General features: G+C 66.7%; 30 protein-coding genes and 2 pseudogenes. 22 read left to right on the forward strand and 10 right to left on the reverse strand.

Annotated features, from left to right (window positions below; translation table 11 throughout):
* Positions 1-47: 47 nt before the first annotated feature.
* Positions 48-1412 (forward strand): cytochrome P450, encoded by a 1365-nt coding sequence (locus tag ABIB25_RS00675; RefSeq protein WP_354526475.1) that lies wholly within the window; start codon positions 48-50, stop codon positions 1410-1412.
* On the opposite strand, the gene ABIB25_RS00680 is transcribed toward ABIB25_RS00675, so the two are convergent.
* Positions 1409-2047: a TetR/AcrR family transcriptional regulator gene (locus tag ABIB25_RS00680; RefSeq protein WP_354526476.1), complete on the reverse strand. Its 639-nt coding sequence runs from the start codon at positions 2045-2047 to the stop codon at positions 1409-1411. The genes ABIB25_RS00675 and ABIB25_RS00680 overlap by 4 nt on opposite strands.
* 232 nt (positions 2048-2279) lie before the next feature.
* On the opposite strand from ABIB25_RS00680, the pseudogene ABIB25_RS00685 reads away from it, so the two are divergent.
* The 4 genes and pseudogenes from ABIB25_RS00685 to ABIB25_RS00700 form a co-directional block, all read left to right on the forward strand.
* A pseudogene (locus ABIB25_RS00685) lies at positions 2280-2906 on the forward strand (AMP-binding protein); the annotation flags it as partial.
* A 115-nt stretch (positions 2907-3021) separates the two neighbouring features.
* Positions 3022-4005, forward strand: coding sequence for an AMP-dependent synthetase/ligase (locus ABIB25_RS00690; protein ID WP_354526477.1), 984 nt, complete (start codon positions 3022-3024; stop codon positions 4003-4005).
* A gap of 254 nt (positions 4006-4259) precedes the next feature.
* Positions 4260-4742 carry a GNAT family N-acetyltransferase gene (locus tag ABIB25_RS00695; RefSeq protein ID WP_354526478.1) on the forward strand — a complete coding sequence of 161 codons (483 nt, stop codon included), beginning with the start codon at positions 4260-4262 and terminating at the stop codon, positions 4740-4742.
* A 188-nt stretch (positions 4743-4930) separates the two neighbouring features.
* Positions 4931-5173, forward strand: a pseudogene (locus ABIB25_RS00700) (type II toxin-antitoxin system PemK/MazF family toxin); the annotation flags it as partial.
* Between the two features lie 90 nt (positions 5174-5263).
* On the opposite strand, the gene ABIB25_RS00705 reads toward ABIB25_RS00700, so the two are convergent.
* The gene (locus tag ABIB25_RS00705) at positions 5264-5698 is read right to left on the reverse strand and encodes a hypothetical protein (RefSeq protein ID WP_354526479.1); all 435 of its coding nucleotides are present in this window, start codon (positions 5696-5698) and stop codon (positions 5264-5266) included.
* A gap of 141 nt (positions 5699-5839) precedes the next feature.
* Here ABIB25_RS00705 and ABIB25_RS00710 point away from each other — a divergent pair, with 141 nt between their 5' ends.
* Both ABIB25_RS00710 and ABIB25_RS00715 read left to right on the forward strand, forming a co-directional pair.
* Entirely contained in the window at positions 5840-6454 is a 615-nt protein-coding gene (locus tag ABIB25_RS00710; protein WP_354526480.1) for a TetR/AcrR family transcriptional regulator, read from the forward strand.
* Between the two features lie 105 nt (positions 6455-6559).
* A complete protein-coding gene (locus ABIB25_RS00715) occupies positions 6560-6694 on the forward strand; it encodes a hypothetical protein (RefSeq protein ID WP_354526481.1) in 135 nt (44 codons plus the stop codon).
* A 12-nt stretch (positions 6695-6706) separates the two neighbouring features.
* Here ABIB25_RS00715 and ABIB25_RS00720 read toward each other — a convergent pair whose 3' ends face one another.
* Complete coding sequence (locus ABIB25_RS00720; protein WP_354526482.1) at positions 6707-7306, reverse strand: TetR/AcrR family transcriptional regulator; 600 nt, start codon at positions 7304-7306, stop codon at positions 6707-6709.
* A 76-nt stretch (positions 7307-7382) separates the two neighbouring features.
* Here ABIB25_RS00720 and ABIB25_RS00725 point away from each other — a divergent pair, with 76 nt between their 5' ends.
* Genes ABIB25_RS00725 through ABIB25_RS00740 form a run of 4 tightly spaced genes read left to right on the forward strand, consistent with a single transcriptional unit; the run spans position 7383 to position 11557 of the window.
* The gene (locus ABIB25_RS00725; RefSeq protein WP_354526483.1) at positions 7383-8342 is read left to right on the forward strand and encodes an ATP-binding cassette domain-containing protein; all 960 of its coding nucleotides are present in this window, start codon (positions 7383-7385) and stop codon (positions 8340-8342) included.
* A complete protein-coding gene (locus ABIB25_RS00730) occupies positions 8339-9139 on the forward strand; it encodes an ABC transporter permease (protein WP_354526484.1) in 801 nt (266 codons plus the stop codon). Before ABIB25_RS00725 ends, ABIB25_RS00730 begins: the two co-directional genes overlap by 4 nt.
* 19 nt (positions 9140-9158) lie before the next feature.
* Entirely contained in the window at positions 9159-11006 is a 1848-nt protein-coding gene (locus tag ABIB25_RS00735; protein ID WP_354526485.1) for a DEAD/DEAH box helicase, read from the forward strand.
* Positions 11003-11557, forward strand: coding sequence for a hypothetical protein (locus tag ABIB25_RS00740; RefSeq protein ID WP_354526486.1), 555 nt, complete (start codon positions 11003-11005; stop codon positions 11555-11557). Before ABIB25_RS00735 ends, ABIB25_RS00740 begins: the two co-directional genes overlap by 4 nt.
* A 146-nt stretch (positions 11558-11703) precedes the next feature.
* Here the strand turns inward: ABIB25_RS00740 and ABIB25_RS00745 are convergent, their stop codons facing one another.
* Entirely contained in the window at positions 11704-12228 is a 525-nt protein-coding gene (locus ABIB25_RS00745; protein ID WP_354526487.1) for a PadR family transcriptional regulator, read from the reverse strand.
* Positions 12229-12269: 41 nt separating this feature from the next.
* Here ABIB25_RS00745 and ABIB25_RS00750 point away from each other — a divergent pair, with 41 nt between their 5' ends.
* Complete coding sequence (locus tag ABIB25_RS00750; RefSeq protein WP_354526488.1) at positions 12270-12644, forward strand: nuclear transport factor 2 family protein; 375 nt, start codon at positions 12270-12272, stop codon at positions 12642-12644.
* Between the two features lie 337 nt (positions 12645-12981).
* Here ABIB25_RS00750 and ABIB25_RS00755 read toward each other — a convergent pair whose 3' ends face one another.
* On the reverse strand, positions 12982-13848 hold the full coding sequence (locus tag ABIB25_RS00755; protein WP_354526489.1) for a helix-turn-helix transcriptional regulator: 867 nt from the start codon (positions 13846-13848) through the stop codon (positions 12982-12984).
* Between the two features lie 156 nt (positions 13849-14004).
* Between ABIB25_RS00755 and ABIB25_RS00760 the strand changes: the two genes are divergently transcribed.
* Together ABIB25_RS00760 and ABIB25_RS00765 are read left to right on the forward strand one after the other, a co-directional pair.
* Positions 14005-15078, forward strand: coding sequence for an aldo/keto reductase (locus ABIB25_RS00760; RefSeq protein ID WP_354526490.1), 1074 nt, complete (start codon positions 14005-14007; stop codon positions 15076-15078).
* 191 nt (positions 15079-15269) lie between these two features.
* On the forward strand, positions 15270-15773 hold the full coding sequence (locus ABIB25_RS00765; protein WP_354526491.1) for a DinB family protein: 504 nt from the start codon (positions 15270-15272) through the stop codon (positions 15771-15773).
* A 30-nt stretch (positions 15774-15803) separates the two neighbouring features.
* Here the strand turns inward: ABIB25_RS00765 and ABIB25_RS00770 are convergent, their stop codons facing one another.
* Positions 15804-16445, reverse strand: a complete 642-nt coding sequence (locus ABIB25_RS00770; RefSeq protein ID WP_354526493.1) for a putative glycolipid-binding domain-containing protein — start codon at positions 16443-16445, stop codon at positions 15804-15806.
* Between the two features lie 96 nt (positions 16446-16541).
* Between ABIB25_RS00770 and ABIB25_RS00775 the strand changes: the two genes are divergently transcribed.
* The gene (locus tag ABIB25_RS00775) at positions 16542-17414 is read left to right on the forward strand and encodes an SDR family NAD(P)-dependent oxidoreductase (protein WP_354526495.1); all 873 of its coding nucleotides are present in this window, start codon (positions 16542-16544) and stop codon (positions 17412-17414) included.
* A gap of 9 nt (positions 17415-17423) precedes the next feature.
* The gene (locus tag ABIB25_RS00780; RefSeq protein ID WP_354526496.1) at positions 17424-17891 is read left to right on the forward strand and encodes a MerR family transcriptional regulator; all 468 of its coding nucleotides are present in this window, start codon (positions 17424-17426) and stop codon (positions 17889-17891) included.
* Here ABIB25_RS00780 and ABIB25_RS00785 read toward each other — a convergent pair whose 3' ends face one another.
* Positions 17892-18419, reverse strand: a complete 528-nt coding sequence (locus ABIB25_RS00785; protein WP_354526497.1) for a nuclear transport factor 2 family protein — start codon at positions 18417-18419, stop codon at positions 17892-17894.
* A gap of 79 nt (positions 18420-18498) precedes the next feature.
* Between ABIB25_RS00785 and ABIB25_RS00790 the strand changes: the two genes are divergently transcribed.
* From ABIB25_RS00790 to ABIB25_RS00810, 5 genes are all read left to right on the forward strand, one after another.
* Complete coding sequence (locus tag ABIB25_RS00790; RefSeq protein WP_354526498.1) at positions 18499-18852, forward strand: ester cyclase; 354 nt, start codon at positions 18499-18501, stop codon at positions 18850-18852.
* A 224-nt stretch (positions 18853-19076) separates the two neighbouring features.
* Complete coding sequence (locus tag ABIB25_RS00795; RefSeq protein ID WP_354526499.1) at positions 19077-19658, forward strand: nitroreductase family protein; 582 nt, start codon at positions 19077-19079, stop codon at positions 19656-19658.
* A 12-nt stretch (positions 19659-19670) separates the two neighbouring features.
* Positions 19671-20141 carry a hypothetical protein gene (locus ABIB25_RS00800; protein WP_354526500.1) on the forward strand — a complete coding sequence of 157 codons (471 nt, stop codon included), beginning with the start codon at positions 19671-19673 and terminating at the stop codon, positions 20139-20141.
* Between the two features lie 246 nt (positions 20142-20387).
* Positions 20388-21122, forward strand: a complete 735-nt coding sequence (locus ABIB25_RS00805; RefSeq protein ID WP_354526501.1) for an SDR family NAD(P)-dependent oxidoreductase — start codon at positions 20388-20390, stop codon at positions 21120-21122.
* A 445-nt stretch (positions 21123-21567) separates the two neighbouring features.
* Positions 21568-21828, forward strand: coding sequence for a hypothetical protein (locus ABIB25_RS00810; protein ID WP_354526502.1), 261 nt, complete (start codon positions 21568-21570; stop codon positions 21826-21828).
* 33 nt (positions 21829-21861) lie between these two features.
* Here the strand turns inward: ABIB25_RS00810 and ABIB25_RS00815 are convergent, their stop codons facing one another.
* Positions 21862-22719 carry a LysR family transcriptional regulator gene (locus tag ABIB25_RS00815; protein ID WP_354526503.1) on the reverse strand — a complete coding sequence of 286 codons (858 nt, stop codon included), beginning with the start codon at positions 22717-22719 and terminating at the stop codon, positions 21862-21864.
* 106 nt (positions 22720-22825) lie between these two features.
* Here ABIB25_RS00815 and ABIB25_RS00820 point away from each other — a divergent pair, with 106 nt between their 5' ends.
* Complete coding sequence (locus tag ABIB25_RS00820; protein ID WP_354526504.1) at positions 22826-23773, forward strand: DMT family transporter; 948 nt, start codon at positions 22826-22828, stop codon at positions 23771-23773.
* A 293-nt stretch (positions 23774-24066) separates the two neighbouring features.
* Here ABIB25_RS00820 and ABIB25_RS00825 read toward each other — a convergent pair whose 3' ends face one another.
* Positions 24067-24909, reverse strand: coding sequence for an RCC1 domain-containing protein (locus tag ABIB25_RS00825; RefSeq protein ID WP_354526966.1), 843 nt, complete (start codon positions 24907-24909; stop codon positions 24067-24069).
* A 42-nt stretch (positions 24910-24951) separates the two neighbouring features.
* Positions 24952-25236 (reverse strand): hypothetical protein, encoded by a 285-nt coding sequence (locus ABIB25_RS00830; RefSeq protein ID WP_354526505.1) that lies wholly within the window; start codon positions 25234-25236, stop codon positions 24952-24954.
* Positions 25237-25279 lie beyond the last annotated feature (43 nt).

The raw sequence follows: 25279 nt of genomic DNA on the forward strand, positions 1-25279 counted from the left end.
TACCGGCGCACACTGATGCAGTGAATGGATGAGGCAGGAGAACTGACTTGAATGCAGACCAGTACCGCCGGCGACTGACGGATCCGATCAAGGACGAGACCAGGATGGCCGTGCGCTGGGGCCTTGGGCACCAGTTGCCGAGAACGATCATGGCCATCGCCGGGCATCGCGGGGACCTGCAGGGCCAGATGGTCGGCGCCGCCGGCCACAACGGAGACCCCTTCCCGGTCTTCGAGCGGATGCGAGCAGCGGGCCCCCTCTACCGAGGTCGGTTCGCCTACGTCACCACCTCGTTACCGGTCGCTCGGGAGGTGCTGTCCAGCCATGACTTCCGCGCCCGGTCCAATCGCAGATCGATCAGTGGCCCGGTCGGACGGCTGCTGGCCTGGTCCGGCGCCACCCGCGCCCTCGGCCCGCTCGATCCGCCCTCGTTGCTGGCCACCGAACCGCCCGAACACACCCGCTACCGCAAACTCGTCGCCAGGGTGTTCAGCGCGCGCGCCGTCGCGGCGCTCCGGGAGCGTGCCGAGGTGATCGCCGCTGAGCTCCTCGACGGACTGGCCGGTCGCCGCGAGGTCGACCTCGTGCCCACGTACTGCACGGCGCTGCCCCTCACCATCATCGGTGAAATCCTCGGCGTGCCCGCCGCCGAACACCATCGTGTGCTGGCCTTCGGGCAGGCCGCGGCGCCGAGTCTTGACCTCGGTCTGTCCTGGCCGACCTTCCGCCGCGTCGAATCATCGCTGCACGACTTCGACGTCTGGTTGGGGCAACATCTCGCCCGTCTTCGCGCCGACCCGCAGGACGACCTGTTGAGCCAGCTCGTCTCGGCACAGGACGAGGGCGTGGGGCTGACCGAGACAGAGCTGAGATCCATTGCCGGACTGGTGCTCTCGGCCGGATTCGAGACGACCGTCAACCTGCTTGGCAACGGGACTGCCCTGCTGTTGGAGCATCCTGATCAGCGGGCTGTGCTGGATACATCGCCGGAGCTCTGGCCGAACGCCGTTGACGAGATGCTGCGCCTCGATCCACCGGTCCTGCTCACCGGGCGCACCGCGCAGAGCGACACCGAACTCGCCGGAGTCCAGATCCCCCGGGGGACCGTCGTCACCGCCGCGCTGGCCGCGGCGAATCGTGATCCGGAAGTGTTCAGCGACCCCGACCGTTTCGATGTCACCCGTCACAATGCGAAGGAGCATGTCTCCTTCTCGGCGGGGCGACACTTCTGTCTCGGAGCCGCACTCGCCCGTATGGAGGGTGAGGTCGGATTGCGCACGCTGTTCGCTCGTCATCCGCACCTGCGGGCCCAGACCGGAGCTCGCCGGCGGGAAACCCGCATCCTGCGCGGATACGCGAACTTCCCCGTCGATCTCGGTCCGCCGGCCGACACGCCGGTCCAGAAGGTCTAGCTACGACGCGGTTTCGGTACCGGCAGCGGACGGGAGGCGATCTCGCGAGCCTCGTCGCCGGTCAACCCGAACATACGGAGCAGATTGATCGCCAGCTCGTCCGCCACTCGGTCGATCTGAAGCTTCGGCTTGCGCTTGACGAGGTCGAGCACCCCGAGGAGAGCGCCGCCGGTACAGGCGAGCGCGATCGCCGGGTCGGCGATGTCGAAGCGCCCGGCCGCGTGCGCAGCGGTGATGTCCCGCAGGGCGCGCGGGGCGAGTCCGGACCCGGAGGTCAGGTAGTTCGAGCCGGTGTTGGAGATGATCCGCGCGATCTGCGGATGGGTCCGTTGCAGCCGCACGGTGAGCCGGACACCTGAGGCGAAGACCTCGGCCGGGTCGTCCAGACCGGCGGTGATCTGGTCCAACAGCGCCCCGTGCTCTTCCAGTGTCTCGGCCACGGCGGTGTCGAAGAGCGCGGCCTTCGTGGCGAAGTGGTTGTAGAAGGAGCCGAAGCCGACGTCCGCCAGCTCGGTGATCTCCTGGATGCTCGAGTCGGCCCCGCCGTCATGCGCGAGGAGTTGCCGCGCGGCACCGATCAGCGCCGCCCTGGTGCGCGCCTTGCGGCGGTCCAGTCGGTTGGCAGTCTCGATCATCGCCGGAGACTAACACATTGCTGATGCCCATATCAGTTCTGAGCCCTTCATTGACAACACCCCTCTGCAGAATGATGATGGCATCAGAACCGATGGAAGGATCATTCAGATGTCATCGTCGACAGCGCGTGAAGAACTGCACAGTGACCAAGGGCCGGCCGGGGGGCCTCTGATGGCCCCGCAGTTCAGTTCCGTTGGCGCCAGATTCCTCGACCGGAGCCGGCGCTCGGCCATGAGCGAGGCTTTCCGCGCCCCGACTGCCACCGGATGGCTCTCCGTCACGTGGGCGGAGAGCGAGCGCCGGGCCCGTGAGCTGGCCGCCGGACTGCTCGCACTGGGCGTGCGGCCCGAGCAGCGAGTTGCCATCGCCGCGACCACGCGACTCGACTGGGTGCTTGCTGACCTCGCCGTCGCTGTTGCCGGGGCCGCAACCACGACGATCTACCCCAGCACCAACCCCGAGGACGTCGCGTACATCCTGGTCGACAGCGGCGCCGTCATCGGCTTCGCCGAGGACGAGACCCAGCTGGCGAAAATGCGTACGGCCGATGGTTTCGTCGGGGATCTGCGGCTCGTCATCCTCTTCGATGGCCCCTCCGACGGCGAGCACGTCCTGTCCATGGACCGTCTCACCGAACTGGGCCGACACCATCTCCGAGAACACCCGGAGGCCGTCGACGCTGCCGTGGCCGCGGTCGAGCCCGACCATCTCGCCACCATCGTCTACACCTCGGGCACCACCGGACGGCCGAAGGGTGTGGAGCTGACCCATGGCAGCTGGCTGCACCTCGGCGTCGCAGTCGCGGCCGAGGGCGTCATCCGCGCCGACCACCTGCAGTTCCTCTGGTTGCCGCTGTCGCATGTCTTCGGGAAGCTGCTGCTCGCCGCGCAGTACGAGATCGGTTTCACCACAGCGATCGACGGACGTGTCGATCGCATCTTCGACAACTTTGTCGCTGATCCGGCCGAGCTTCATGGCCGCTGCACCGCGCATCTTCGAGAAGGTCTACAGTCGCGTCGTTTCCAGCGCCCAGGCAGCGGGCGGCGCCAAGGCGAAGATTTTCGATTGGGCCTTCACGGTCGGTGTCGACGTGGTTCGCCGTCGGCAGGCGGGCAGGCCGGTACGACCGTGGCAGAACGTGCAGCTTGCCGTTGCCGATCGACTCGTCTTCGCCAGGATCAGAGCGCGCCTCGGCGGCAACCTGGAGTATCTCGTCTCGGGCAGCGCCGCGCTGTCACCGCAGATCGCCGAGTGGTTCGCCGCCGCGGGTCTGCCGATCCTCGAGGGCTACGGCCTCACCGAGACCAGTGGAGCCTCGTTCGTCAACCACCCCGACGATGTCCACATCGGCACGGTCGGCCGTGCGCTTTCCGGCACCGAGGTCAGGATCGCCGACGACGGCGAGATCCTGCTGCGCGGCCCGGGTGTCATGCGCGGCTTCCACAACCTGCCGGACGAGACCGCGCGTGTGATCGACGGCGACGGGTGGCTTGCCACCGGCGATGTCGGCGAAGTGGACGCCGGTGGTTTCCTCAGGATCACGGACCGCAAGAAGGACCTCGTCAAGACCAGCGGCGGCAAGTACATCGCGCCGACCGCGATCGAATCGGCGATCAAGGCGGCGTGCCCGATCGTTTCGCACGCAGTTCTGATCGCAGAGGGCCGTCGCTTCGCCAGCCTGCTGGTCACTCTGGATCCAGATGCGCACACAACGGAATCTGCCGAGGCAGCGGTCGAGCGGGCGATCAAGTCGGTCAACGCCGTCTTGAACAGATGGGAGACGGTCAAGCAGTTCCGCATCCTCCCGCGGGAGCTGAGCATCGAAGCGGGTGAATTGACCCCGAGCATGAAGATCAGGAGAGCGGTCGTCGCCCGGAACCACGCCGATGTGATCGACGGGATTTACAGTGGCAGACCTGACGACCCAGATCGCCAGGCGCCACGCCGCGCTGAGTAATTCGGAGAGGGCACGGTGGACCATGAATGGGCAAAGTGGGCCCCGTCTGCCGCGCCGGGACGACCGCGTCCTGGTCGCCATGTGCACCTGACTCGTGCTGGTCGTCGCGTCGGTCGCGGCACTGAACCTCGCCCTGCCCCCGATGTGATGGGGTGGGCGACATGACTTGGGAAACGCATCCGGTGACACCAAACCGCTTCGAAGACTTCGCCGACGTGATCAACCTGCAACGGCGCCCCACGCATTGTTGGTGTGTGTCCCACAGACTGCGTCCGGCTGACATCCACCGGTTGGGCGCCGGTAGACGGGAGCAGGCGATGCGGCGTCTGTGCGAGGGTGAGCATCCGCCGGGCGTGGTCACCTATGGGGACGGAGAACCAGTGGGCTGGTGCAACATCGGTCCGCGCTCCGAGATCCCTCGGCTCAAGGATTCGCGTCTGATCCGTCCCGTCGACGACGTGCCGGTGTGGAGCATCATCTGCGTCATCGTGCGCGCCGGGCACCGTCGGCAGGGTGTGACGGCTCCGCTGATCGAGGGCGCGTTAGCCTATGCCGCCTCGCACGGCGCGCCCGCGGTGGAGTCCTACCCGGTCGACCCGGCCGGACGGATGGATCTGACCATGGGGTTCGTCGGCACGAAGAAGATGTTCGAGAGGGCCGGTTTTCGGGTCATCGGCACCACCGACGCTGTCGCCAACGGTCTGCCGCGCCTGGTGATGCGGCGCGACATCGGCTGAAACGGTGCTGCGCGGCACGTGGCGGGCCTTCTGCCGAGGCCGCCGATCCTCGGCCGGTGTGGGTCGCCGACGATCGTCGATGATGATGGCATGACTCGCGGACGTCTCAGCACGACGGTCGATCCCCTCCTGCTGGAAGAGGCCCGAAACCTGCGGCCGGGCACGACCGACGCAGCACTGGTGGAGGTGACGCGGTGATCCCGCGCCACCGCCGTGCGCTCGTGGCGCCATGCACGAAGATTTGTGGGCTGCCCAGCGAAGTGGTGCTCGAACCCGGTGACGATCGGTCCCTCGTCGGTCGGCGGTGAACCTCGACTCGGTGGAATGCGTCTCGATTGTGGTTCTCGTGAGCAGGTTGGGCCGTTTGCGGGATGCCCGGATGCGGGAGAAACTGCGCGGCGCTCGCGGTAGCCGTTGATTGTTCCGTTTGATCCATCGCCGGCAGTCGGAAGGCGGTGCTGGCTGGATGCCGGTGGAAAACCGATCGCGTGAACCTGGTGAGGTTCAACGCAATTGCCGACCTACTCGCGCCGCCAACCCCGACAGGTGATGTAGCCGGCCACGAGCAGTCCGGTCATCAGTCCGTCCCACACGATGACCTCGCCGGACCCCACGGCGCTGCCGGTGAACTGGTAGCCGGCGGCGGTACCGGTCAGCAGGAGCTTGTTGGCGATCACCAGCTCCCACAGGCCGCGACGACCACGCGGTGCCACGGCGAGCAGGACAAACAGCCCGGTGCACAAGGCGAACCCGTACATCCGCCACGTTTCGACGATCCTGGTTGCGCTCTCCGCGTGGAGCACCGTCGTCACGGACGCGGCCATTGCCGCCGCGGCGGCAACCGCAGCCGTCGCCATGATTGCTCGGGTGACCCGGAGTCGGGTGGGCGACAGACCCGTTGGCTGGATCTGACCGTCGTCGACGGACACCCGATGCATGAGCAGTTTGTCGGCCATGTTCCACCTGTCGATTGTCGGCTAAGGCGACAGTCTGTCGCGTTAGTGGCCTGAGCGTGACATACTGACGGGGTCGGCGCAACTGCGCTGTCGACGCCGTCCCGGCTGACGCCGTCCGGCCGAAACAGAAGGTGGTTCGCCATGAATCCGGACCGGCGCGGCGACGCCGACACCGCACGCCGGCCCGGCGGGCGATCGGCTCGAGCCGGCGCGGCGATCCTGAGCGCCACGCTCACCGAACTGGTCGAGGTGGGGTACGCCGCGCTGAGCCTGGACCTTGTCGCCGCCCGTGCCGGCGTGCACCGTGCCACGATCTACCGACGCTGGGCGAACAAGGGCGACCTGGTCGTGGCGGCCGTGCTCGCGTCTGCGGCCGCCGACATCCCCGAGCCCGACACGGGAACCCTGCGTGGCGATCTGCAGATGATGCTGCGGGACGTCGTCGATACCCTTGCGCTGCCGAGCAGCCGGGCCCTGCTGCAGATCGTGGTGGCCGAAGCAGATCGGGTTCCGTCCATCGACGCCGTGGCGCGTTCCTTCTGGCAGCAACGGTTCGAACTGGCTGTGGCAGTCGTGGAACGAGGCAAACAGCGTGGCGAACTCGGCGAGGACGTCGATTCCGCCCTGTTCGTCGAGGTCCTGGTCGCTCCGCTCTACCTCCGCACCCTGGTCATCCGGCAACCGCTCACCGATCAGTACGCCGACCATCTCGTCGATCTCGCGCTCGCGCCTGCTCTGGCATCCGAGGACCGATAGCGAGAAGAGCAGCTGGCAGACCGCCGACGGTTGCTGATCACGTTGCGCGCGAATACTCGGTTGAACCAGGTGATGCCGGCGGTATTCGGACCGCTGGGAGCGGACATGGCCGCCGTCGCTGGGCAGTACTCGCCAGCGGAGTTGGCGGCCATCGCCGATTTCCTCCGTCGTACCACCGATGTACTCGTCGCGAACACAGCCAAGATCTCCGGTGGCACGGTGGCCACCGGACATCGGTGACGTGCTGGGGTCTCAGGCCAACCGGCGAGCCAGCAACCGGAGCTGTCGACCCATCCGATCGAGGTATTCCGGCGAGTGCGGGTCCAGTCCGGTGAGCCGCTTGGTCTCGCCGGGGAAGACGGCACCGGAGACGACGAAGCTCTGCAGGACCAGCAGTACGAACGCCGGGTCGAGCTCGGCGGCGATCTCGCCGGCCGCCTGCCGGTCCCTCAGGTCGAGCAGTTCCGGGGCGTCGGGTTCGAACGTGGATTGTGCAGGGTCCTGTTCGAAAGATTCCCGCAGAAACAGGCGTTGCTGATCTGGATCGAGCAGGCCGGCCTCGAGGTAGCGGAAGGCCAATTCGTCCAAAGAGATGCCGGGTTCGGTGATCTCGGCCTCCTGTTCCTGCCACTGCTGCAGGATCGCTTGGTACAGGCCCTCTTTGCCACCGAAATAGTAGGAGATCAGCTGCTTGTTCACGCCCGCCCGGCGGGCGATCTCGCTGACCCGCGCGCCCGCCCGCCCCTTGGAGGCGAATTCTGCCCGGGCGGCGTCCAGCAGCAGGGCCCGGGACCGATCGGCGTCATGCCGGCGCGCCTCGGGCAGCGGTGCCCTCCTGGATGTGTCGGCCATGATGGCAACTCTACCCACGAGAATTGGTCTCATCTATCTGGTTGACAATATCAGCCAGCTGGGTGAAACTGGTCCGATGGAACCCCCTCTGCTCGAAGCTGTGGCCCTGACGAAACGCTACGGAGAGGTCGACGCGCTGACCGGTGTGGACCTGATCGTCCCGGCCGGGCAGGTGCTGGCCGTGCTCGGGCCCAACGGGGCCGGCAAGACCACCCTGATCCGGAGCATCGCGACGTTGACCAGGCCGACGTCGGGCCTGCTCAACGTCGCGGGTATCGATGTCGTTGCCGAACCGTCGCGGGTGCGACGGGTGATCGGTCTGGCCGGTCAGTATGCCGCGGTGGAACCGGCGATGACCGGTCGGGAGAACCTCCGCATGGTGGCACGACTGTCCGGTCACGGCCGCCGGGACGCACGATCGGCCGCCGATGCGGTGCTGGAGCAACTGGATCTCGCCGAGGTGGGAGATCGTCTGGTGCGCAACTATTCCGGTGGCATGCGCCGCCGATTGGACCTGGGATCGAGTCTGGTCGGAGCGCCCAAGGTGCTGCTGCTCGACGAGCCGACCACCGGACTGGACCCCCGTAGCCGCAACGAGTTGTGGTCGGCGATCCGCGAACTCGTCGGCCGGGGCACCGATGTCATCCTGACGACCCAGTATCTGGAGGAGGCCGACAGGTTGGCCGACCGGATCGCCATCATCGACGGCGGGCGGGTCGTCGCCCAGGGCAGCCCGGCGGAATTGAAGGGCCTGGCCGGCGAGGACGTCGTGGAGGTTCGGGTCCGCGACGACGCCGATGCGCACCGTGCAGCCGGCGTATTGGGGTCGCATGCCATCCTCGAACCTAACGGTACCGGCATTTCGCTGCCCGCCACCGATGGCGTGCAGGACTTGATCAGGGTGATCGGCGTTCTGCAGGACGCCGGTATCGCCTTGGCCGACATCGGTGTGCGCAGGCCCACTCTGGATGATGTATTCCTCGCGCTGACTGGTCGTCCGGCCGCTACCGACGTCGGCGTCGAGGCCGCAGCATGAGCACGCTGGCCCCCAGCACGACCGCCACGGCAGTCACCACGACCTTGGAAATGGTGCATCGCACCGGCCGGCAGTTGGCACGCACCCCACAGGTGCCAGGCATCGCCGTCGCGCAGAGCGTCATCTTCCTCTTGATGTTCCGATACGTCTTCGGTGGAGCCATCGGTGTGGACGGCGTTCCGTACGTGAATTTCCTGGTGCCCGGCTTCGTGGTGGGCGGGATGCTCTTCACCGCCGGCGGCACTGCTGTTGCCGTCGCGACGGACGCGGCCACGGGATTCAACGATCGACTCCGGTCCATGCCCATCTCGGGGACGGCAGTGCTGCTGGGCCGGGCCGTGGCCGACATGGCGCTGTTGCTCGGCGTCGCGGTGGTCACTGCGGCGTTGGGGTTCGCCATCGGGTTTCGCCCCTCGGGATCCGCTGGGGGAGTTGCGCTGTCGATCCTGTTGCTCGTCCTCTACGCGTGGGCGATCGCGTCGGTCTTCCTGTGGTTGGGCCTGGTCGGCGGCAGCGCACAGGCGGTGCAGGGCCTTGGCATTCTCGGGGTCCCGTTCTCGTTCCTGTCCAGCGCGTTCGTGCCGGTGCAGTCGATGCCCGCCGTCCTGCAGGTGATCGCCGAGTATCAGCCACTGACCCTCATGGTCGATGCGGTTCGCGGGTTGGTCCTCGGCGAGCCGGTCACCGCGACAACGGCGCACAGCCTGACCTTCTCGGTCGTCGGATCGGTGCTGTGGTCCATCGGGCTGCTGGCAGTGTTCTTTCCGCTGGCGGTGCGTCGTTACCGACGGGGTTGACGGGCCGGATCTACTCCAGGTGGCCTTTGTGGTGGAAGCCGAGAAGTTCATCTGGTGGGGCCCTCACGATCTGATCGAGGCCTGTGCTCGGGCCGGGCTGCCCCCCGGACATCCCGGCCAAGTGTTGCTGGCTGTACCCAACTCCACCGGTAGCGCGGTCACCGCGTCGTCGAGGTCGGTCAGGATGGTCGATCCCCGGGCCGCGGTCGCGGCACTGGCCATGTGCAGCAACGGTTCTCCGGGTATCAGCAACTCGCTGTCGGTGTGGCGCAGGATCGCCGCAGCCTTCCTGACCGGTGGGACAGGCGAGTCGCTGGTGGAGGAACTACCCGTTGCGGGGCATACCGCGGTCGGGCTCGATGGGATCACCATCTGGGCCGCCGGCGCCACCGTGGCCGCCGCTCGCCGGTCCATATCGCGGCTGCCACCACAGCCGGCGGCAGCCTACGTCGATACCGTGCTGCGTCCGTATCAACGGGCGGGCGTGTTCTGGATGGAGCATGCCGCCGCGTACGGCCTCGGCGGGATCCTCGCCGACGAAATGGGTCTGGGAAAGACGGTGCAGGCGATCGCCCTGCTTGCGGGCCGCTCCCACGGGCTGCACCTCGTGATCTGCCCGACGTCGGTCCTGTCGAACTGGTCCCGGGAACTAGCCCGGTTCGCCCCGCAGGTCCCGGTGATCCGCCATACCGGGTCCGATCGTAGGGCGGCATTCGACGACCTCCCGAGTGGGTCCGTGGTGCTGAGCACCTACGGCTTGCTCCGCACCGACGGTGCGCTCGCGCGCACCGAATGGGACGTGGTGGTGCTCGACGAAGCGCAGCAGATCAAGAACCCGACCTCTCGTGCTGCGCGTGCCGCCTACGCGCTCGAGACCCGTTTGCCTCTGGCGATGACCGGGACGCCCGTGGAGAACAGACTCGAGGAACTGTGGTCGATCATGGCCTTCACCAACCCTGGCCTGCTCGGCAATCGGATGCGATTCCGACAGCGGTTCATCGTCCCGATCCAGGACCGGGAGGCCGGTGCGGCGGCCCAACGTCTGCATGAGATCGTCATCCCGCACATCCTGCGGCGCCGGAAAACCGACGTGGCGAAAGAGCTGCCCGCCAAGATCGAATCGACAGTCATCTGCGTGATGTCCGACGAGCAGGAGATGCTCTACCGCGACGCACTGACCAAGGCGTTCGAGGCCGGCCTCGGCGTCGGATTCGAGCGGAGCGGTCGGGTGCTCGCTCTCCTGACCCGGCTGAAACAGATCTGCAATCATCCCGAACTGGTGCGGCCGACCGGCGGATCGCTGGTCGGCCGGTCCGGGAAGCTGGACCGGGCCACCGAGATGCTGACCGAGATCATCGACAACGACGAGCGGGCACTGGTTTTCACCCAGTACCGCGCTACCGGTGAACTACTGAGCCGGCATCTGTGCCGTCTGGTCACCCGGACTGCAGTGCCCTTCCTGCACGGCGGTCTGAGCATGAAGGTCCGCGATCAGATGGTCGCCCGGTTCTCCGACGACGCGAACGGGCCGCCGATCCTGATCCTGAGTCTGCGTGCAGCCGGCTTCGGCCTCAATCTGACCAGGGCAACGCACGTCCTGCACTACGACCGTTGGTGGAATCCCGCAGTCGAACAGCAGGCCAGCGACCGGGCCCACCGGATCGGCCAAACGCGCACCGTCAACGTGTACGCGCTGCTGACGGAACGCACTCTGGAAGGGGCCATCGCCGAGATGCACGACAGCAAGAAGGATCTCGCCGAGACTGTCGCGACCGGGCGGGCATTTCCGCGTGATAGCGACCTCGCCGCCCTGTCCGATCAGCAGCTCCGCGCCCTCCTGGAGACCAGGCCAGGGACCCAGCCATGACCCAGGAGTTCGGCCACACCGCCTGGGGCGCAGACTGGCGGCGGCTCGCCGAGCCGACCTACCTGAGCGCCCCGGATCCACGGCTGCCGAAAGCTCGGTCGCTGACCCGCCGGGACGGAGTCGAGAACCTGATCGCCGAGCCCGGACATATATCGGCTACCGTCGCCGGGACCGGGGAACATCAGATATTGATCGAGCTTCCGGTCTGGACCGTCGCCCAGCAGCGGAAGGCCACCAGATTGGTGACTTCTTCGGCAACCAACGACGATCTGGGCGACCCGATTCATACCGCCCTGGGCAAAGCCGGACTGCCGCCGTTGCCGGCCCTGTCCCAGATGACCGCAACGTGCAGCTGCTTGCAGCGCACCAGATTGTGCGTGCACCTGCTGGCCACCTGCTACGAAATGGCCAGGAGATGCGACGAGCGCCCTCGGATGGCGCTGATGCTGCGGGGTCTGGCCGAGATCGTTGCCCCTACGAACGTCTCGCGTATCCCGATCAGCATGATCGACCCCAGGACCTTCTATCCGGGCGGGACCTGCTGTCGGTGACCTCCGGCCCACTCCTGGCGGCAAGGCCAGAGTCACTCTGTCCAAGTGGCTGTGGACGGCAGGATAGGCCTCGTCATTCGACGCCTCCGACCTCATTGCTCGCCTACCTGCCGGGGAGCTGCCCGGTCGAGGTTGGGCCTGCCGCGCTACGGCTCTCGGTCCGACAGGGTAATGCGGGCTTGAGCGAGCCAGGCGAGGTCAGCCTGGGCGCGGTTGATGGCGAAACGGGCGGTGAGGCCGCGGCCGGGGTGGTCCCCGTACCCTGCGAGTAGAGCACGACAGAATGCGAGTGTGTGCCGCACTTCTTGCTCCCAGTGGTCCAGTTGCGAGAGCAGGTGTTTCGACGCGGTGTGACCGGCGAAGTGCAGCTGGATTTGCAGCGGTTGCCGGGCGCGCTCGGCAACCAGGTCGAACCCATCAAGCCAGCCGCGGAATGCGTGAAGGCCTGCTTCGGTCGCGGTATAGATCCGCTTGTCCGGCACGCCGCGCTGGGCCACGTCCTCGCCCGTGGCATGTCCGCGTTCCACGAGTTTGGGTAGTTCGACGTAGATGTGCGAGCGCGTGATCGGCCAGAAGTAGGCGATCGCATTCGACGCGCGCAGGCCGAGGTCATAGCCCGATGCTGGGCCGTCGAGCAGGAGTCCGAGAACGAGATAACCACCGACAGCCATATGGGAACTATAGTCAACAATTACCTAGTCAGGAGTGGACTATGAATCGTCATGAGGCCGTCGAGCAGTACGCCCACGCGTGGGCGCGGCGCGATGCTGCCGGCATCCGTGCCAGCTTGGGGAGCTGCTGGGCCGACAACGGCACCTATACCGACCCGATCACCGACCCGGTGACCGGAGTCGACGGGATGGTCGACCTGATCCTCGACTTCGCCCAACGATTTCCCGGCGCCGCGCTCCAGCCGACGAGCGGTCTTGACCTGCACCAACACGTCGGACGGTTCACTTGGCTCATGACCGCGCCGTCGCCGATCGTGGCGGACGTCGTCAACTACGGCACCACGCTCTCTGGCGTCGATTTCGTCGAGTTCGCCACCGACGGCCGCATCACCGGGATCGTCGGCTTCTTCGGCTGAGTCCGTCCAAGCTTGGTTCCCTGCGGGCAGTGCATGACGTCACCGGCCGGGCCCTGGGAGACTGCGGTAAAGGCCCCACCCGATGTGGGGGGCTCGTTCCGTCTCTGTGGTCGTCTCGCAGCTGCCCGGTACTGCACCATCAGCCCCGGTACTGCACCATCAGCCCCGGTACTGCACCATCAGCCCCGGTACTGCACCATCAGCCCCGGTACTGCACCATCAGCACTGAGTGGATTGCGCCGCCCCTGAAACGGCGATCGATCCGGATCCCGACACATTCTCGGGGGTCGGGTACGAAAACCAGTTGCTGGCAATCAGTCTGCGGGCCACTCCGGCGCTAGAGGACGCGAAGGACCCGGCCGCGGTCATCGGCCCGGATCCGGTTGATCCGGGCGAGTGCCCGTTCTGAGTGCTCGTCCGCGGCGCGGTAGACGATCAGGCGGAGGTCGGGGTCGCCCAGCGGCGCGAGAACCTCGAAGGTCACACTCAACTCGCCGACCGCTGGGTGGTTCATCGCTTTGACCCCGCTGGCGCGGACGGCCACTTCGCGTGAGCGCCAGTGGGTGGCGAAGGCGTCGCTGTCGCGTTCCAACTCGGCCAGCAGCAGGGCCAGCTGCTGGTCGGCAGCGTGGGTGGCCCACGCTGCCCTGAGGTCGGCTACCGCCCCGCGGATGACGTCGGTGTCGGGGTAGAAGTCGCGGAAGCGGGGATCGAGGAAGCACATGCGCATGATGTTGCGTTCGCGGACCGGGTGCCGGTCGAAGTCCAGCAGTAGTCCGGCGATCGGTTCGTTCCAGGCCAGGATGTCCAGTCGATGGTTGAGCACCATGGCCGGTGTGGGGGCGAAATCGGCCACCATGCGGCGCAGGCCGTCCGGGACCCTCGGCGCACTGGAGCGTTCGGGGGCGCGGTGACCGGCCAGGGTGAACAGGTAGCCCGTCTGGTGTTCGTCGAGTCGTAGTGCGCCGGCCAGTGCCTGCGCGACCTGGGCGGAGGGACGGACGTCCCTGGCCTGTTCCAGTCGGATCAGGTAGTCGACGCTGACCCCGGCCAGGGCCGCCACTTCCTCCCGCCGCAGGCCGGGGGTGCGGGTGGGGCTCATCCGTGGTGGGAGTCCGACGTCTGCGGGATTGATTGCCTCGCGTCGGGTGCGCAGCAGCGCCGCCAGTTCGCGACGTGCGATCGGGTTCAGGGCGGCGTCCATCCTCCTGACGGTAGTGGCAGATGGGGGACCTGCGCAGTGGCGCAGCCTGGTACGGCTTGTCCCAGGATGATCCCGGCCTTCCTGGACCGCCCCGGTCCGGCGCAGCCTGCGTCAGGGCAGCAGTTCGCTGTTCATGACGTTCGGGAGCGAGAAGCGATGACAGGACTGGATTCCTACCGGCTGTTGGGCCGATCTGGGTTGCGGGTGTCGCCGATGTCGTTGGGCGCCATGACCTTCGGCGATGCGTGGGGGTGGGGCGCCGACGAGGCGACGGCCCGCCGGATCTTCGACACGTATCTGGAGGCGGGCGGGAACATGGTGGATACGGCCAATGCGTACACCGAGGGGCAGTCCGAGCAGTACCTGGGCCGGTTCCTGGCCGGCCGGCGGGAGTCGGTGGTGGTGGCCAGCAAGTACTCGGCCACCAGGAACCCGGCCGATCCGAACGCCGGTGGCGCCCATCGCAAGTCGTTGGTCGGGTCGATCGAGGCGAGCCTGCGGCGGTTGGGCACCGACTACCTGGATCTGCTGTACGTGCACGCCTGGGACGGGTACACCGCTGGTGAGGAGATCATCCGGGCGCTCGATGATCTGGTGCGGGCGGGAAAGGTGCTGTATCTGGGGATCTCGGATGCACCGGCCTGGGAGATCTCCCGGATGCAGACCATCGCCGACCTGCGTGGCTGGTCGCCGCTGGTCGCACTGCAGGTGGAGTACAACCTGATCGAGCGGACCGTCGAACGTGATCTGCTGCCGATGGCCCGGGAACTGGGGCTGGGTGTCATCCCGTGGGGTCCGTTGGGCGGCGGGGTGCTGACCGGGAAGTACTCCCGGTCGGATCTGGGAGGTCCGGGTGCCGACCGCCCCGGAGGGACCCGGAAGGACTACGCGGTGGCGAACCATCTGCTGACCGAACGTGGTCTGCGCATCGCGGAGGTGGTGGTCCAGGTGGCGGCCGAGGTCGGTGCCACTGCGGCGCAAGTCGCCCTGCGGTGGACCCTGGAGCATCCGGCGGTGGTCAGTCCGCTGATCGGCGCGAGGACATTGGAGCAGTTGCAGCAGAACATCTGTGCGCTGGATGTCGAGCTGGATGCCCATCAGCTCGACCGTCTGGACGCGGTGAGCGCCGTGGATCTAGGATTTCCGCACGAGTTCCTGTCCAGGCCGATGGTGCGCGGTGTCGTCGACGGAACGACCACCGTGCGGCCGCGCCCCGCGATGCGCTGGTGACCGCAGCGCCGAACCGTGTGGGCGGTCAGGGATAGTCATCCAGGAAGTGGTTGCCCCGGTTGGCCGCACGCTCCGCGACTTGTTCGACTTGTTCGACTCATGACCGGACCGGACCGGACCGGGCCAGCCCGGGCTCGCCGTTCCACCCGGCCGGGCATCATTCAACCCGCAAGAGAATGGACTGCATACCTGTGAATACGCAACGCATCACCAATGGCGACGAGCGAACGATTATCGAGAACATGCTCGATCGCAATCGCGGGGCGCTCATCAACACTGCCCGCGGCCTGTCCGAAGCCCATGCGCGGCAACGGCTCGTCAGGTCGCTGACAACTCCGATCTCCCTGATCAAGCATGCCGCCGCCGCGGAACGGATCTGGTTCCAACGGTTCTGGGCCGGACTGGAAGAATCCGGATGTGACGGCTACTCGAACCGGGACGAGGGCACCGTCACCGTCGCGGACGACGAAACATTGGCCGACGTGATCGCCGAGTACGAGCGTGCCAGCGAGCGATCGCGGGTGATCGCCGCCCGTTTCGACCTCGACGACACGAAGGACAATCCCCGCGAAGGAACCGTGAGCATGCGATGGACCCTGCTGTCGATGATCGAAGAATTCGCCCGGCACGCGGGTCACGGCGACATCCTGCGCGAAAAGATCGATCAGTCGTCACCTCCACGACCGAATCGGTAACACACGGCGGTGTCGAGCCCAGGACGGTCGTCAGGACTCGGTCACCGTCAGGGCATGGGCGAGCTGCGGGTAGCGGACGACCAGGCCGTCGGCGTCGACGTCGAGGTCGGATCGGAAGTCCCGTGTTTCGCTCTCGTAGCACACGACCCGGCGGTTGGACGCGGTGCGCGAGGAGTACCGCTGAGGTGAGGCGATGACCTGCAACGACGGCATGTCCACCCAGCCCATGGTGAGAAGCGTTTCCGGAACGTCGGTCTCGAGGTGGCCGAGCCTGCGGATCGGCATGGTGTTGGTCAGCGGGCACAGACCCAGATCGCAGTCCACCGCCTCTCGGAGAATGTCGGGGTCCTCGATGCCTGGTGGTGGCAACTCGCCCAGTCGTGCGTCAACCCGGCCCGACGACGATGCGTCGGAGGTCCAGCCGCGGTCGTTGCGGGTCAGGACGAGCTCACGTGTCCACCCCCGGCCGCGGCTGGTCACCTCGAGCCGTTCGGTGCGCCAGTTTGCGTCGCACTCCAGGCTCCAGCAGGTGACCCACAGCCGTGCGCGCGAGGTGCCCATCGCAGTCATTGCGCCAAGGCGGAAATCGATCACTGCGGCATCCAGACGTTTGGGATCGTCCTCGCCGATCCACTGCCGCACCTGGGTCACGTTCAGTGGCATGTCTGTCATGAACCCAGGATCCCATCCCTCATCTGCCGGCGGGACCCGCGGTGCTCGTGGGTTCGGGTTGCGTTCGAGCGCACTCGAAGTTCTAGCCTCGGCCCCATGAGCAGACAGACGCAGACCTGGATCATCACCGGCGCATCGAAGGGCTTCGGCCGCGCCCTGGCCGAGGCTGCGCTGGCAGCGGGCGACGATGTGGTGGCCGCCGTTCGGCGCCCGGAATCGGTCGCCGACCTGTTGCAAGCCCACCCAGACCACCTGGCGATCGAAATCTACGATGCCTCGGACTCCCTACTCGCCGCCCGTTTGGTCAGCCGCACCGTCGACCGCTTCGGGCGGTTGGACGTCGTGGTGAACAACGCCGGCCGGGCCATCATCGGCGCCGCCGAGGAGGTCAGCGAAGGCGACCTTCGCGCATTGATGGACCTGCACCTTTTCGGGCCGGTAGCTTTGGTGCGTGCGGCTCTGCCGGTGATGCGGGGGCAGGGCAGCGGGACGATCGTGCAGATGAGCAGTCAGGGCGGCCGGATCTCCTTCCCCGGTGCCGGTGCGTACTCTGCCGGGAAGTTTGCGCTGGAGGGCTGGTCGGAAGCCCTTGCGGGTGAGGTTGCACCGTTCGGAGTCCGGGTGATGATTGTCGAGCCGAGTCGGTTCCGCACCTCGTTCAATGCCCCAGAGGTGCTCGGGTTTGCCGATGCGTCCAGCGTCTACGCAGGTGTACTGGACGCGGTTCGTCACGACCTGGCCGGTATCGACGGTGAGCAGGAGGGTGACCCTCACCGTGCGGCCCGGATCATCACCTCACTCGTGCACGGAACCGAGGTCCCGCTGCGACTTCCGCTCGGCTCCGAAGCCGTCGAACGAATTTCCGCCAGCCACCGGCGCGGCTTGGAAGAGGTGGCCACATGGGCAGAGACCGCACGCTCCGCGGACTTTCCCGAGTTCGCCGGTTCGGTCACGACGCGGCCGATCTAGGCTTCGGTCATGGCCTCCGACGATCTGATGAACAAAGTCCTGTCCAACCTGGACGAGGTCGACGGGCCGATGTCGATCGAAGTCATCCACCGGCTGGCCGACACCAGCGGCGTCGAGGGCCCGATGGGCATCGCCGAGGTGGCCCAGTTGCTGGACGTCTCGCCGCACACGTTGCGCTACTACGAACGGATCGGCCTCCTCCAGGTCGACCGTGACGGCAACGGCCATCGACGTTACGGTGCTGAAGTGGTGCGCCGGTTGGTGTTTCTGACGCGGATGCGCCTGTCCGGCATGGCGATGCGGGATCTGCAGCACTATGTGGGCCTGGTCGACGCCGGGGAAGACACCGTGCCCGAGCGCCTCGACCTACTGCTGGAACACCGCGACACGGTGCGCCGACAAATTCGCGAACTCACCTTGTCCCTGGCTGCCACCGAGTACAAGATCGCCACCTACGGCGGACGCGCCGGAAGCTGATCAAGTCGATCGCAACAGTGAGAACGCTGGTCGCTCCAATCCAGGCACAGCCGCAGGAGCGACGGAGGCCGTTGCAGCTGCCAACGCGAGTAGGACGATGTTGCGGTTCCCGTCGGCGGCGGTCGGGGTCTGTTCGAGGCGTTGGATGACGAAGCCGTTGTCCCTGTGGACGAGGGTGATTCGGTAGCGGCCGTACAGCGTCCAGGACGCTGATCCGAAGGGGTCGACGCCGAAATGGGTGGCGCGGAATGCCGCGCTCACCAGCGTGCCGGTATGAGCGTGGTCGGCGACGTAGTTGGCGACCAGGTGCTGGGTGGCGGTGAAGCCGGCGAACAGTCTTTCCCACCCGTCGCGAAGGTGGTGGGCGGTGGCGTGTTCAGGCTTGCCGCCCCAGAGGCCGGTGAAGTCGGTGACGACGTCGTCGGCGAAGCATCGTTCGAACTGGTCCCAGTCGCGGGTGTCGATGCTGGTGAACATCCGGTCGCAGACTTCGACCGCTTGTGCCGTGGTGATGGTCTGGCTGGTCATGTCGTTCTCCTTGGGGACTTTGCGGCGATGATGTGTTCACTGAGCGCGAGGGCGGCGTTGATCACACAGCCCCTTGGCGGTGATCGGGGAGATCATGCGGGCCAGAGATCGGGGTGACTACGTGGCGGCCGCTGGCTGCATTGCGGAGACATCGCTGGATCAAGGGTCGCCGACCTCGCGCGCGCAGTGGCGCGACCGGTGGACCGCGATGCGCAGCGCCGTCCCGGACATGACAACGGTTACCCAGCAGTCGGTCTCGGAAGGGGAGTGCGTGGCCAGTCGCTACACGGTCACCGGCACTCCGGTCGCGCCGTTCCTTGGACATGCACCCAATGGCCTACCGATCGGCCTCACCAGCTTGGACATGGTGCGCGTGGTCGATGGGCTGCTCGTCGAGCACTGGATCCTGGCCGGTGCGGCCGAACAGCCATGAGCTGCGGGACGTAGCGGCCCGTGGACGGCCACACCTGGGTGAGGCTCATCGACTGGAATGGGATCCGCAATCCGGCCCATCGTGCAGGTTCTCATTCCGGTCGATGACGGTGGATGACAGATGATGACGGTCATGAAGGATGACGGTCATGACGGATGCCGGTCATGACGGATGCCGGTTGGTGGCCTCGTCGACGGGAGCCCTTGTGCTGACAGACTCCGGAAATGAAATCGAAGCCCGCGCCGCTGTTGCATCCGCTGTTGGCATCGCGGTGGAGTCCTACCCGCTTCGACGTGGCGGCCGAGGTTGGATCGCCTGAGATCGAGTCATTGCTGGAGGCGGCGCGGTGGGCGCCGTCGGCGGGCAATTCGCAGCCGTGGGCGTTCATCGTCGGCCGTCGGGGCGATGAGATACATCAGCGGCTCGCCTCACACCTGGCCAGGAGTTCCGCGGTCTGGGCGCCCTCGGCGAGCCTGCTGATCGCGAACCTGTGCCACCGCTACGTGCAGGACACAGACTGGGAGTACTCCGAGTTCTCGCTCTACGACCTCGGGCAGGCGGTGGCCCACATGACCTTGCAGGCACAGTCTCTCGGACTGTCCACCCGCCAGTTCCGGGCCTTCGACCGGGACGCGGTGAGCCGGGACTTCGCCCTACCGCCGCATTGGCAGGTGGCCACCATGTCCGCGCTCGGGTCCGAGGCCGGCGGTGCGCCGGCCGGGTCCACGCACCCACCGGCACACCGAACCAGGCGTACCGCCCAGCACCTGCTGTGGCCCGAGGCGGCCCGTGAAATACCCCGCTGAGTCGATCCGACCGTGACCACCCCCGAACCGGACGCCGTGATGGCGCAGGTGGGCCGCGGTATCGAGTTGAGTCAGCGGGGCGAGAAACGGATCGCCAGCGAAGTTTTCTCCGCATTGTGGGCCCAGGTCGGTCCGGATGGCGACCCTGTTCACCGGTGCGCGATCGCTCATTGGACTGCTGACCTGCAGGACGACGTCCACCGGGAGCTGATGTGGGACCTGCGAGCGCTGGAGGCAGCTGAGTCAATCAGTGACCACCGCGTGCTCCAAGCCGGCGTCGGCAGTTCGGTGCTCGTGCTGTTCCCATCGCTGCACCTGAACCTCCGCGAGGCCTATCGCAAGCTCGGTGATCATCATCTGGCCGCCGATCACGCGGCAAAGGGTCGGGCCGCATGTGCGGCGTTGGGCGATGACGGCTATGGCCGCATGATCGGTGCGGGCCTGGAGCGGCTGCAGCAGCGGCTGACCGACCAGTGCAGCTGAACCGCCCGGGACATTCGAAGATTGTCGGTCCTCCACCGCCCTTTCGGTCACGTGAAACCCGTCTGTTCTGCAATGCAATCGACGTCGCGACCCAGTCCCCGGCCCTTGCGCGTCAGGGCGACGAACCTCGATTCGAGGATGTGAATGCGGAGTCCGAATCCCGCCAGCACCAGAGCAAAGTCGCTGGCACTGTTCGGCTATCGCACCGCCACCGGGCGGTCCGCGTTGTCCAATGAGGAGTGCACTATGTCGAGAGTCGCTGTCATCACTGGAGCCACCCGAGGAATCGGAGCGGCCACCGCTGCCGCGTTGGGGCACCACGGATTCACCGTTGTTGTGACCGGGCGGTCACAGCTGGATGTGGACGCAGCAGCACACCAGCTGAACAACGAGGGCATTCAAGTCCGGGGGGTGGTGCTGGACGTGACCTCACCGGAGAACGCTGCCACAGCCGCCCAGCAGATCGGCGACGAGTTCCGTCACGTCGACGTCCTGGTCAACAACGCGGGAGCCCTGCCCGAGGGGACCTCCCCGGGAGCCGAAGTGGCTTACCCCGCCGTGGCGGCCAGCACGTTCGCCACGAACGTCCTAGGACCGTTCAACGTCGTCGAAGCGTTCCTGCCCCTGCTACGCAAGAGCGAGGCCGGGCGCATCGTCAACATCTCGACCCGTATGGGCTCCCTTGCCGAGCAGGCCGATCCATCGTCGGCCTACTACTCGATGATCGTGCCGGCGTACCAGGCGTCCAAGGCCGCGCTGAACAGCTTCACCATCAGCCTGTCCAAGGCGCTGGCCGACACCCCGATCCTGGTCACCTCGGTCTGTCCCGGTTTCGTCCAGACCGACCTGACTCCGGTCAACCGCGACCACGCGCCGACCACCCCGGAAGAGGCCGCGCAGGTGGTGCTCACCGCGGCAACGCTGCCCGCTGGCGCTCCATCCGGCACATTCGTCGACGCTGACGGCCCCATCCGCTGGTAACCACCGGCTCGGTATCAGGTCTGACCGCCGACGCCATCGCCTGCGGTCAGACCTGATCCCTCGAGCTGAAAAGAAACATCCTGCAGAGCTTCTATGTCATCACCCTCCCCGCAGGTCCGATTTGGGCCATCCACCTGTTCAACACGATCGTATCGGCGCTCATGCTGCACTGGTGTGGTTCCGCTGCCGCCGTCGGTCCATCCTTCATTGAACTTGCCGTGGCCTATGGGAATGAACCAACGGGGCGTTGAGGAGCAGGGCTTGGCAAGCGACCCATGCCGACGTAACAAACCGATCGTTGCAGGGGAGATTGCCACGGCCATTATTTCGCCAAACAAATTCGTTGAGCGAGCCGAATTCAAATAATGGCTCCTCTCAGTCTACGGTGGCATCAACGGGGGGCGTCCTCTTGTACGTGCCCCTCTGGGAGACAACGGGTAGGTACATGTTCGACGGGACCATGTTGATCTGGGATTACCCGCAGGAGACGCAGAATGGTGATCAGTTCGACCTGGTGGAGGGCATGGAACTCGACGGCCAGGAAATCCGGCGGCACCGGACCTACTGGGCGTTGCGGGGCACCGAACGCATCATCGTCAACGCCAACGCCGAGGCCACCGAGTGTGCGGCTTGCAATGCAGTGAAGGGTTTGGTCGGTCCAATCGGTTCGCAGGCCCAGCGCGCCCCGCCCTCGTCGGAATTCTGATCAAGCCGCTTGCGCCTCGGGGGGTACCGGCAGTTAGCGTTCGAGATCGATGAACGTCAGAAAGGCACGGGCTGCAGGGCTGAGTTGGTCGGCGGTCGGTGCCGCCAGGAGCAGGTGGCGGGGCACCCGGGGGCGGAGCGGCACGGTGACCAGCCCGATCGGAGCGGGGTCCACTGCGAAGCTGGGCACGACGCTGACGCCGAGGTCGTCGCGGACCATGGCCAGCAGCGTGGCCATCTCGCGAATGTGGTGGGCGGGGGTGAACGGCAGCCGCGCAGCACTGTAGAGGCCGCGGATGAGGGGTTCGCAACCGCCGCTGGATAGCAGGAACGGGTCGTCGGCGAGGTCGGCCAGCTCGACCTCGGTCTGTTCGGCCAAGGGGTGGCCGGTGGGGAACACGGCCAGCATCTCGTCCTGGGCCAGCGGCGTGGTGCTGAGATCATCGCGCGGCCCGGTGACGACGCCGAGATCGACTACCCGGGCGGCGATCCACTCGCCGACCTCCGTGTCACTGCCCTCGAGCAGGACGATCTGCACTGCCGGGAATCGACGGCCGAATGCCCGGATCAGCGGCGAGAGCAGCTGGCAGGCAGTAGGAAACGCGCCCAGCCGCAGCCGCCCCCGCTGGAGTCCGGTGACCTCGGCCGCCTCGTCTGCGAGCCGATCAACCGCGCGCAACGCCGTTTCGGCGTGCGGGAGCAGCGTCCGGCCGACGTCGGTGAGCGTGCTGCCGGTGCGGTCGCGTACCACCAGCTGGACGCCGAGTTCGGTCTCCAGCGAGGTCAAGGCATGACTGACGGCGGACTGGGTGATCTTCAGACGCACGGCGGCGTCGGTGATTCGGCCGGTCTGGGCCACGGCGGCGAAGGTCCGCAACTGGGCCAGATTCATGAACGGCGCTCATGTTGTAGGTGACCAGCTCTTGTTGGACTCATGCGCTCAGTGTCGACTACGACTGAGCAAGGAAGCAACCGGCCGAGTGGGAGGGGGAGTGGTGATGGCTCTGGTCGACGGCGTAGCTCTGCTGCTTTTGGCAGCGTTGTGGGGCGCATCGTTCCTGTTCGTCCGGGTGGCGGTGCCGGTGCTCGGACCGGTTGCGCTGATCGAGGTGCGAGTCGCCCTCGCCGGTTTGGCGCTGCTCGCGGTAGCTCTGCTCGTCCGGCGGCTACCGGATGTGCGCCGTGACTGGCGGGGATTCCTTGTGCTGGGCGGCCTGTCCGCGGCGGCGCCGTTCACCCTGATCGCTGCGGCCGAGCTGCGCCTGAGTTCGTCGCTGGCGGCGATCCTGAATGCCACCACTCCGTTGTTCACGTTGCTGATCTCGGCCGTCCGGCTGCGAGAGCGCCTGTCGGTACGGCGGCTGGCCGGCGTGGTGCTCGGCCTGGCCGGAGTGGTCGTACTGGTCGGGTTGGGTCCCCTGCGGCTCGACGGTGCGCTGATGCTGGCCGCCGGGGCGAGTTTGCTGGCTGCACTGTTCTACGCCCTTGGCGGTGTTTACGCGGCGACCCGCTTCGCGCAGACCCCGGCGTTGGTGACCGCGACCGGCCAACAGTTGGGGGCGGCGGTTCTGCTGGTGGTCCCCATGCTGGCGCTGCCCCCGGCGCGTAGCCCAGATTCCGGCGTGGTCCTGGCGGTGCTGGCCCTTGCTCTAGCCTGCACCGCAGTGGGTTTCGGCTTGTTCTACCGGCTGATTCGCCGCGTCGGTCCCGCCGGCGCGCTGTCGGTGACCTTCCTGGTGCCGCTGTTCGGGTTGTTGTGGGGGGCGGTCTTCCTGCACGAGCCTCTCACCTGGGCCACGCCCGCCGGGCTCGTACTCGTCCTGGCCGCAGTACTGCTCGTCACCAACATCCGGCTCACTGGCCGCACTCGATCGCCCTCACCTTCGTCTCTGACGAGGGAATCGATGCCCGACGACATCGAGGCTGCCCCGGACCATCGTGCATAGCCGTTCCACCCCGGAATGGTCGGGGCACCAGTAGCGCGGTGAACCGATCCCGTCACCTGTGCTGTACCCCCGAACTGGCGCCGGCGTGGTTCGACGAGCCGAGCGGCGGCAGACGTACCCATCGCTCACATTCCACGGATGCGGGCTCGATCAGGTCCACGGCTATCACGGTAGCAATCGGTCGACGGTTGCTACGGCCGGGCCACCACAACACCTCCACTTTCAATGAAAGGTGTCCTCGATCCATTGCCACCTTTATCAGGTATTGCTGCGGACGGACCAACGGTATCTCTCTACCTCGCCTGCTGAATGCCCCGCCACCCGTCGACATCGCACTGCCCGTCTGCATTGTTCCCCGCCGCTACCACCGTGCCGTCGAGGCGAAGGCCGAGGGTATGGGCCGAGCCCGCCGCGACGGCGACGATGTCACGCCAGCCACGAACGTCGCACTGGCCGTGAATGTTGTCCCCGATCGCGAGGACTCCTCCGTTCGCGAGAAGGCCGACGGTGTGGTGACTTCCCGCGGCAACCATGACGATTCTCCGCCACTCGGCGACCTGACACCCAGCCGAACCGTGGCGTCCTGCCGCCACGACCGAGCCATCGAATCGAAGTCCCACCGTGTGAAGATGCCCCGCAGTGATGCCGACAAGATCGCTCCACTCGTCGACGTCACATTGTCCCGCGCGGTTGTTTCCAACGGCCATCGCGGTTCCGTTCTTCAGAACCCCGACCGAATGCCAGTCACCGCAGGCGAGCGCCACGATGTTCTGCCAACTACCGACGTCGCACTGGCGCTCGACGTTGCGGCCGGCAGCCAGCACCGTGCCGTTCACCCGTGCGCCGAGCGTGCGGCGCCAGCCAGCGGCAATGGTCTTGACATCCAGCCACCCGCCCACCTCACATTGACCGTCACCGTTCCACCCCGCGGCTACCACGGTTCCGTCCGTTCTCAGCCCGACGGTGTGCGAACGGCCAGTGTTTCGCGCAGCGTGCACGTTGCCCGCTGCGACGGCGACCACGTCGCGCCACAGGTGGGTGTTGCTCTCACCTGCAGCGCCGTTGCCCACTACGAAAGCGCCGCCGGTCGATCGGCGACCGACCGAATGCCGTCTGCCGGCCGCAAGTGGAGGCACATTGATCACGGGAGCAACCATGGCAGGGCGTGATCCGATCACCTATTCCAGTCGCATCGCCGCCGGTGCGGCCACGCCACCCACACCGACGACCAGCTGCGGGTCATCGATGAGGTCAGTACGCGGCCACGACGGCCCTTGTCGGTCATTACCTGGGCGCCGCGCCGCACCGTCCGATCCGGTCACCGTGACGGTGCAGGTCGACGGGGTCCAGGGACCGACGACGCGGTTGATCACCGATGAAGGGCAGAGCATGCAGACCTCTCCGGCTTCGACCGGGTCCGGGACGGTCACCTGGATGACCATGCCGCGGACCTCGGAGTACATCAGACCCGTAGTGCGGCATCGGCTTTCCGACAGAACCGCCGGC

The organism is Nakamurella sp. UYEF19 (assembly GCF_040546275.1).
GTDB lineage: Bacteria > Actinomycetota > Actinomycetes > Mycobacteriales > Nakamurellaceae > Nakamurella.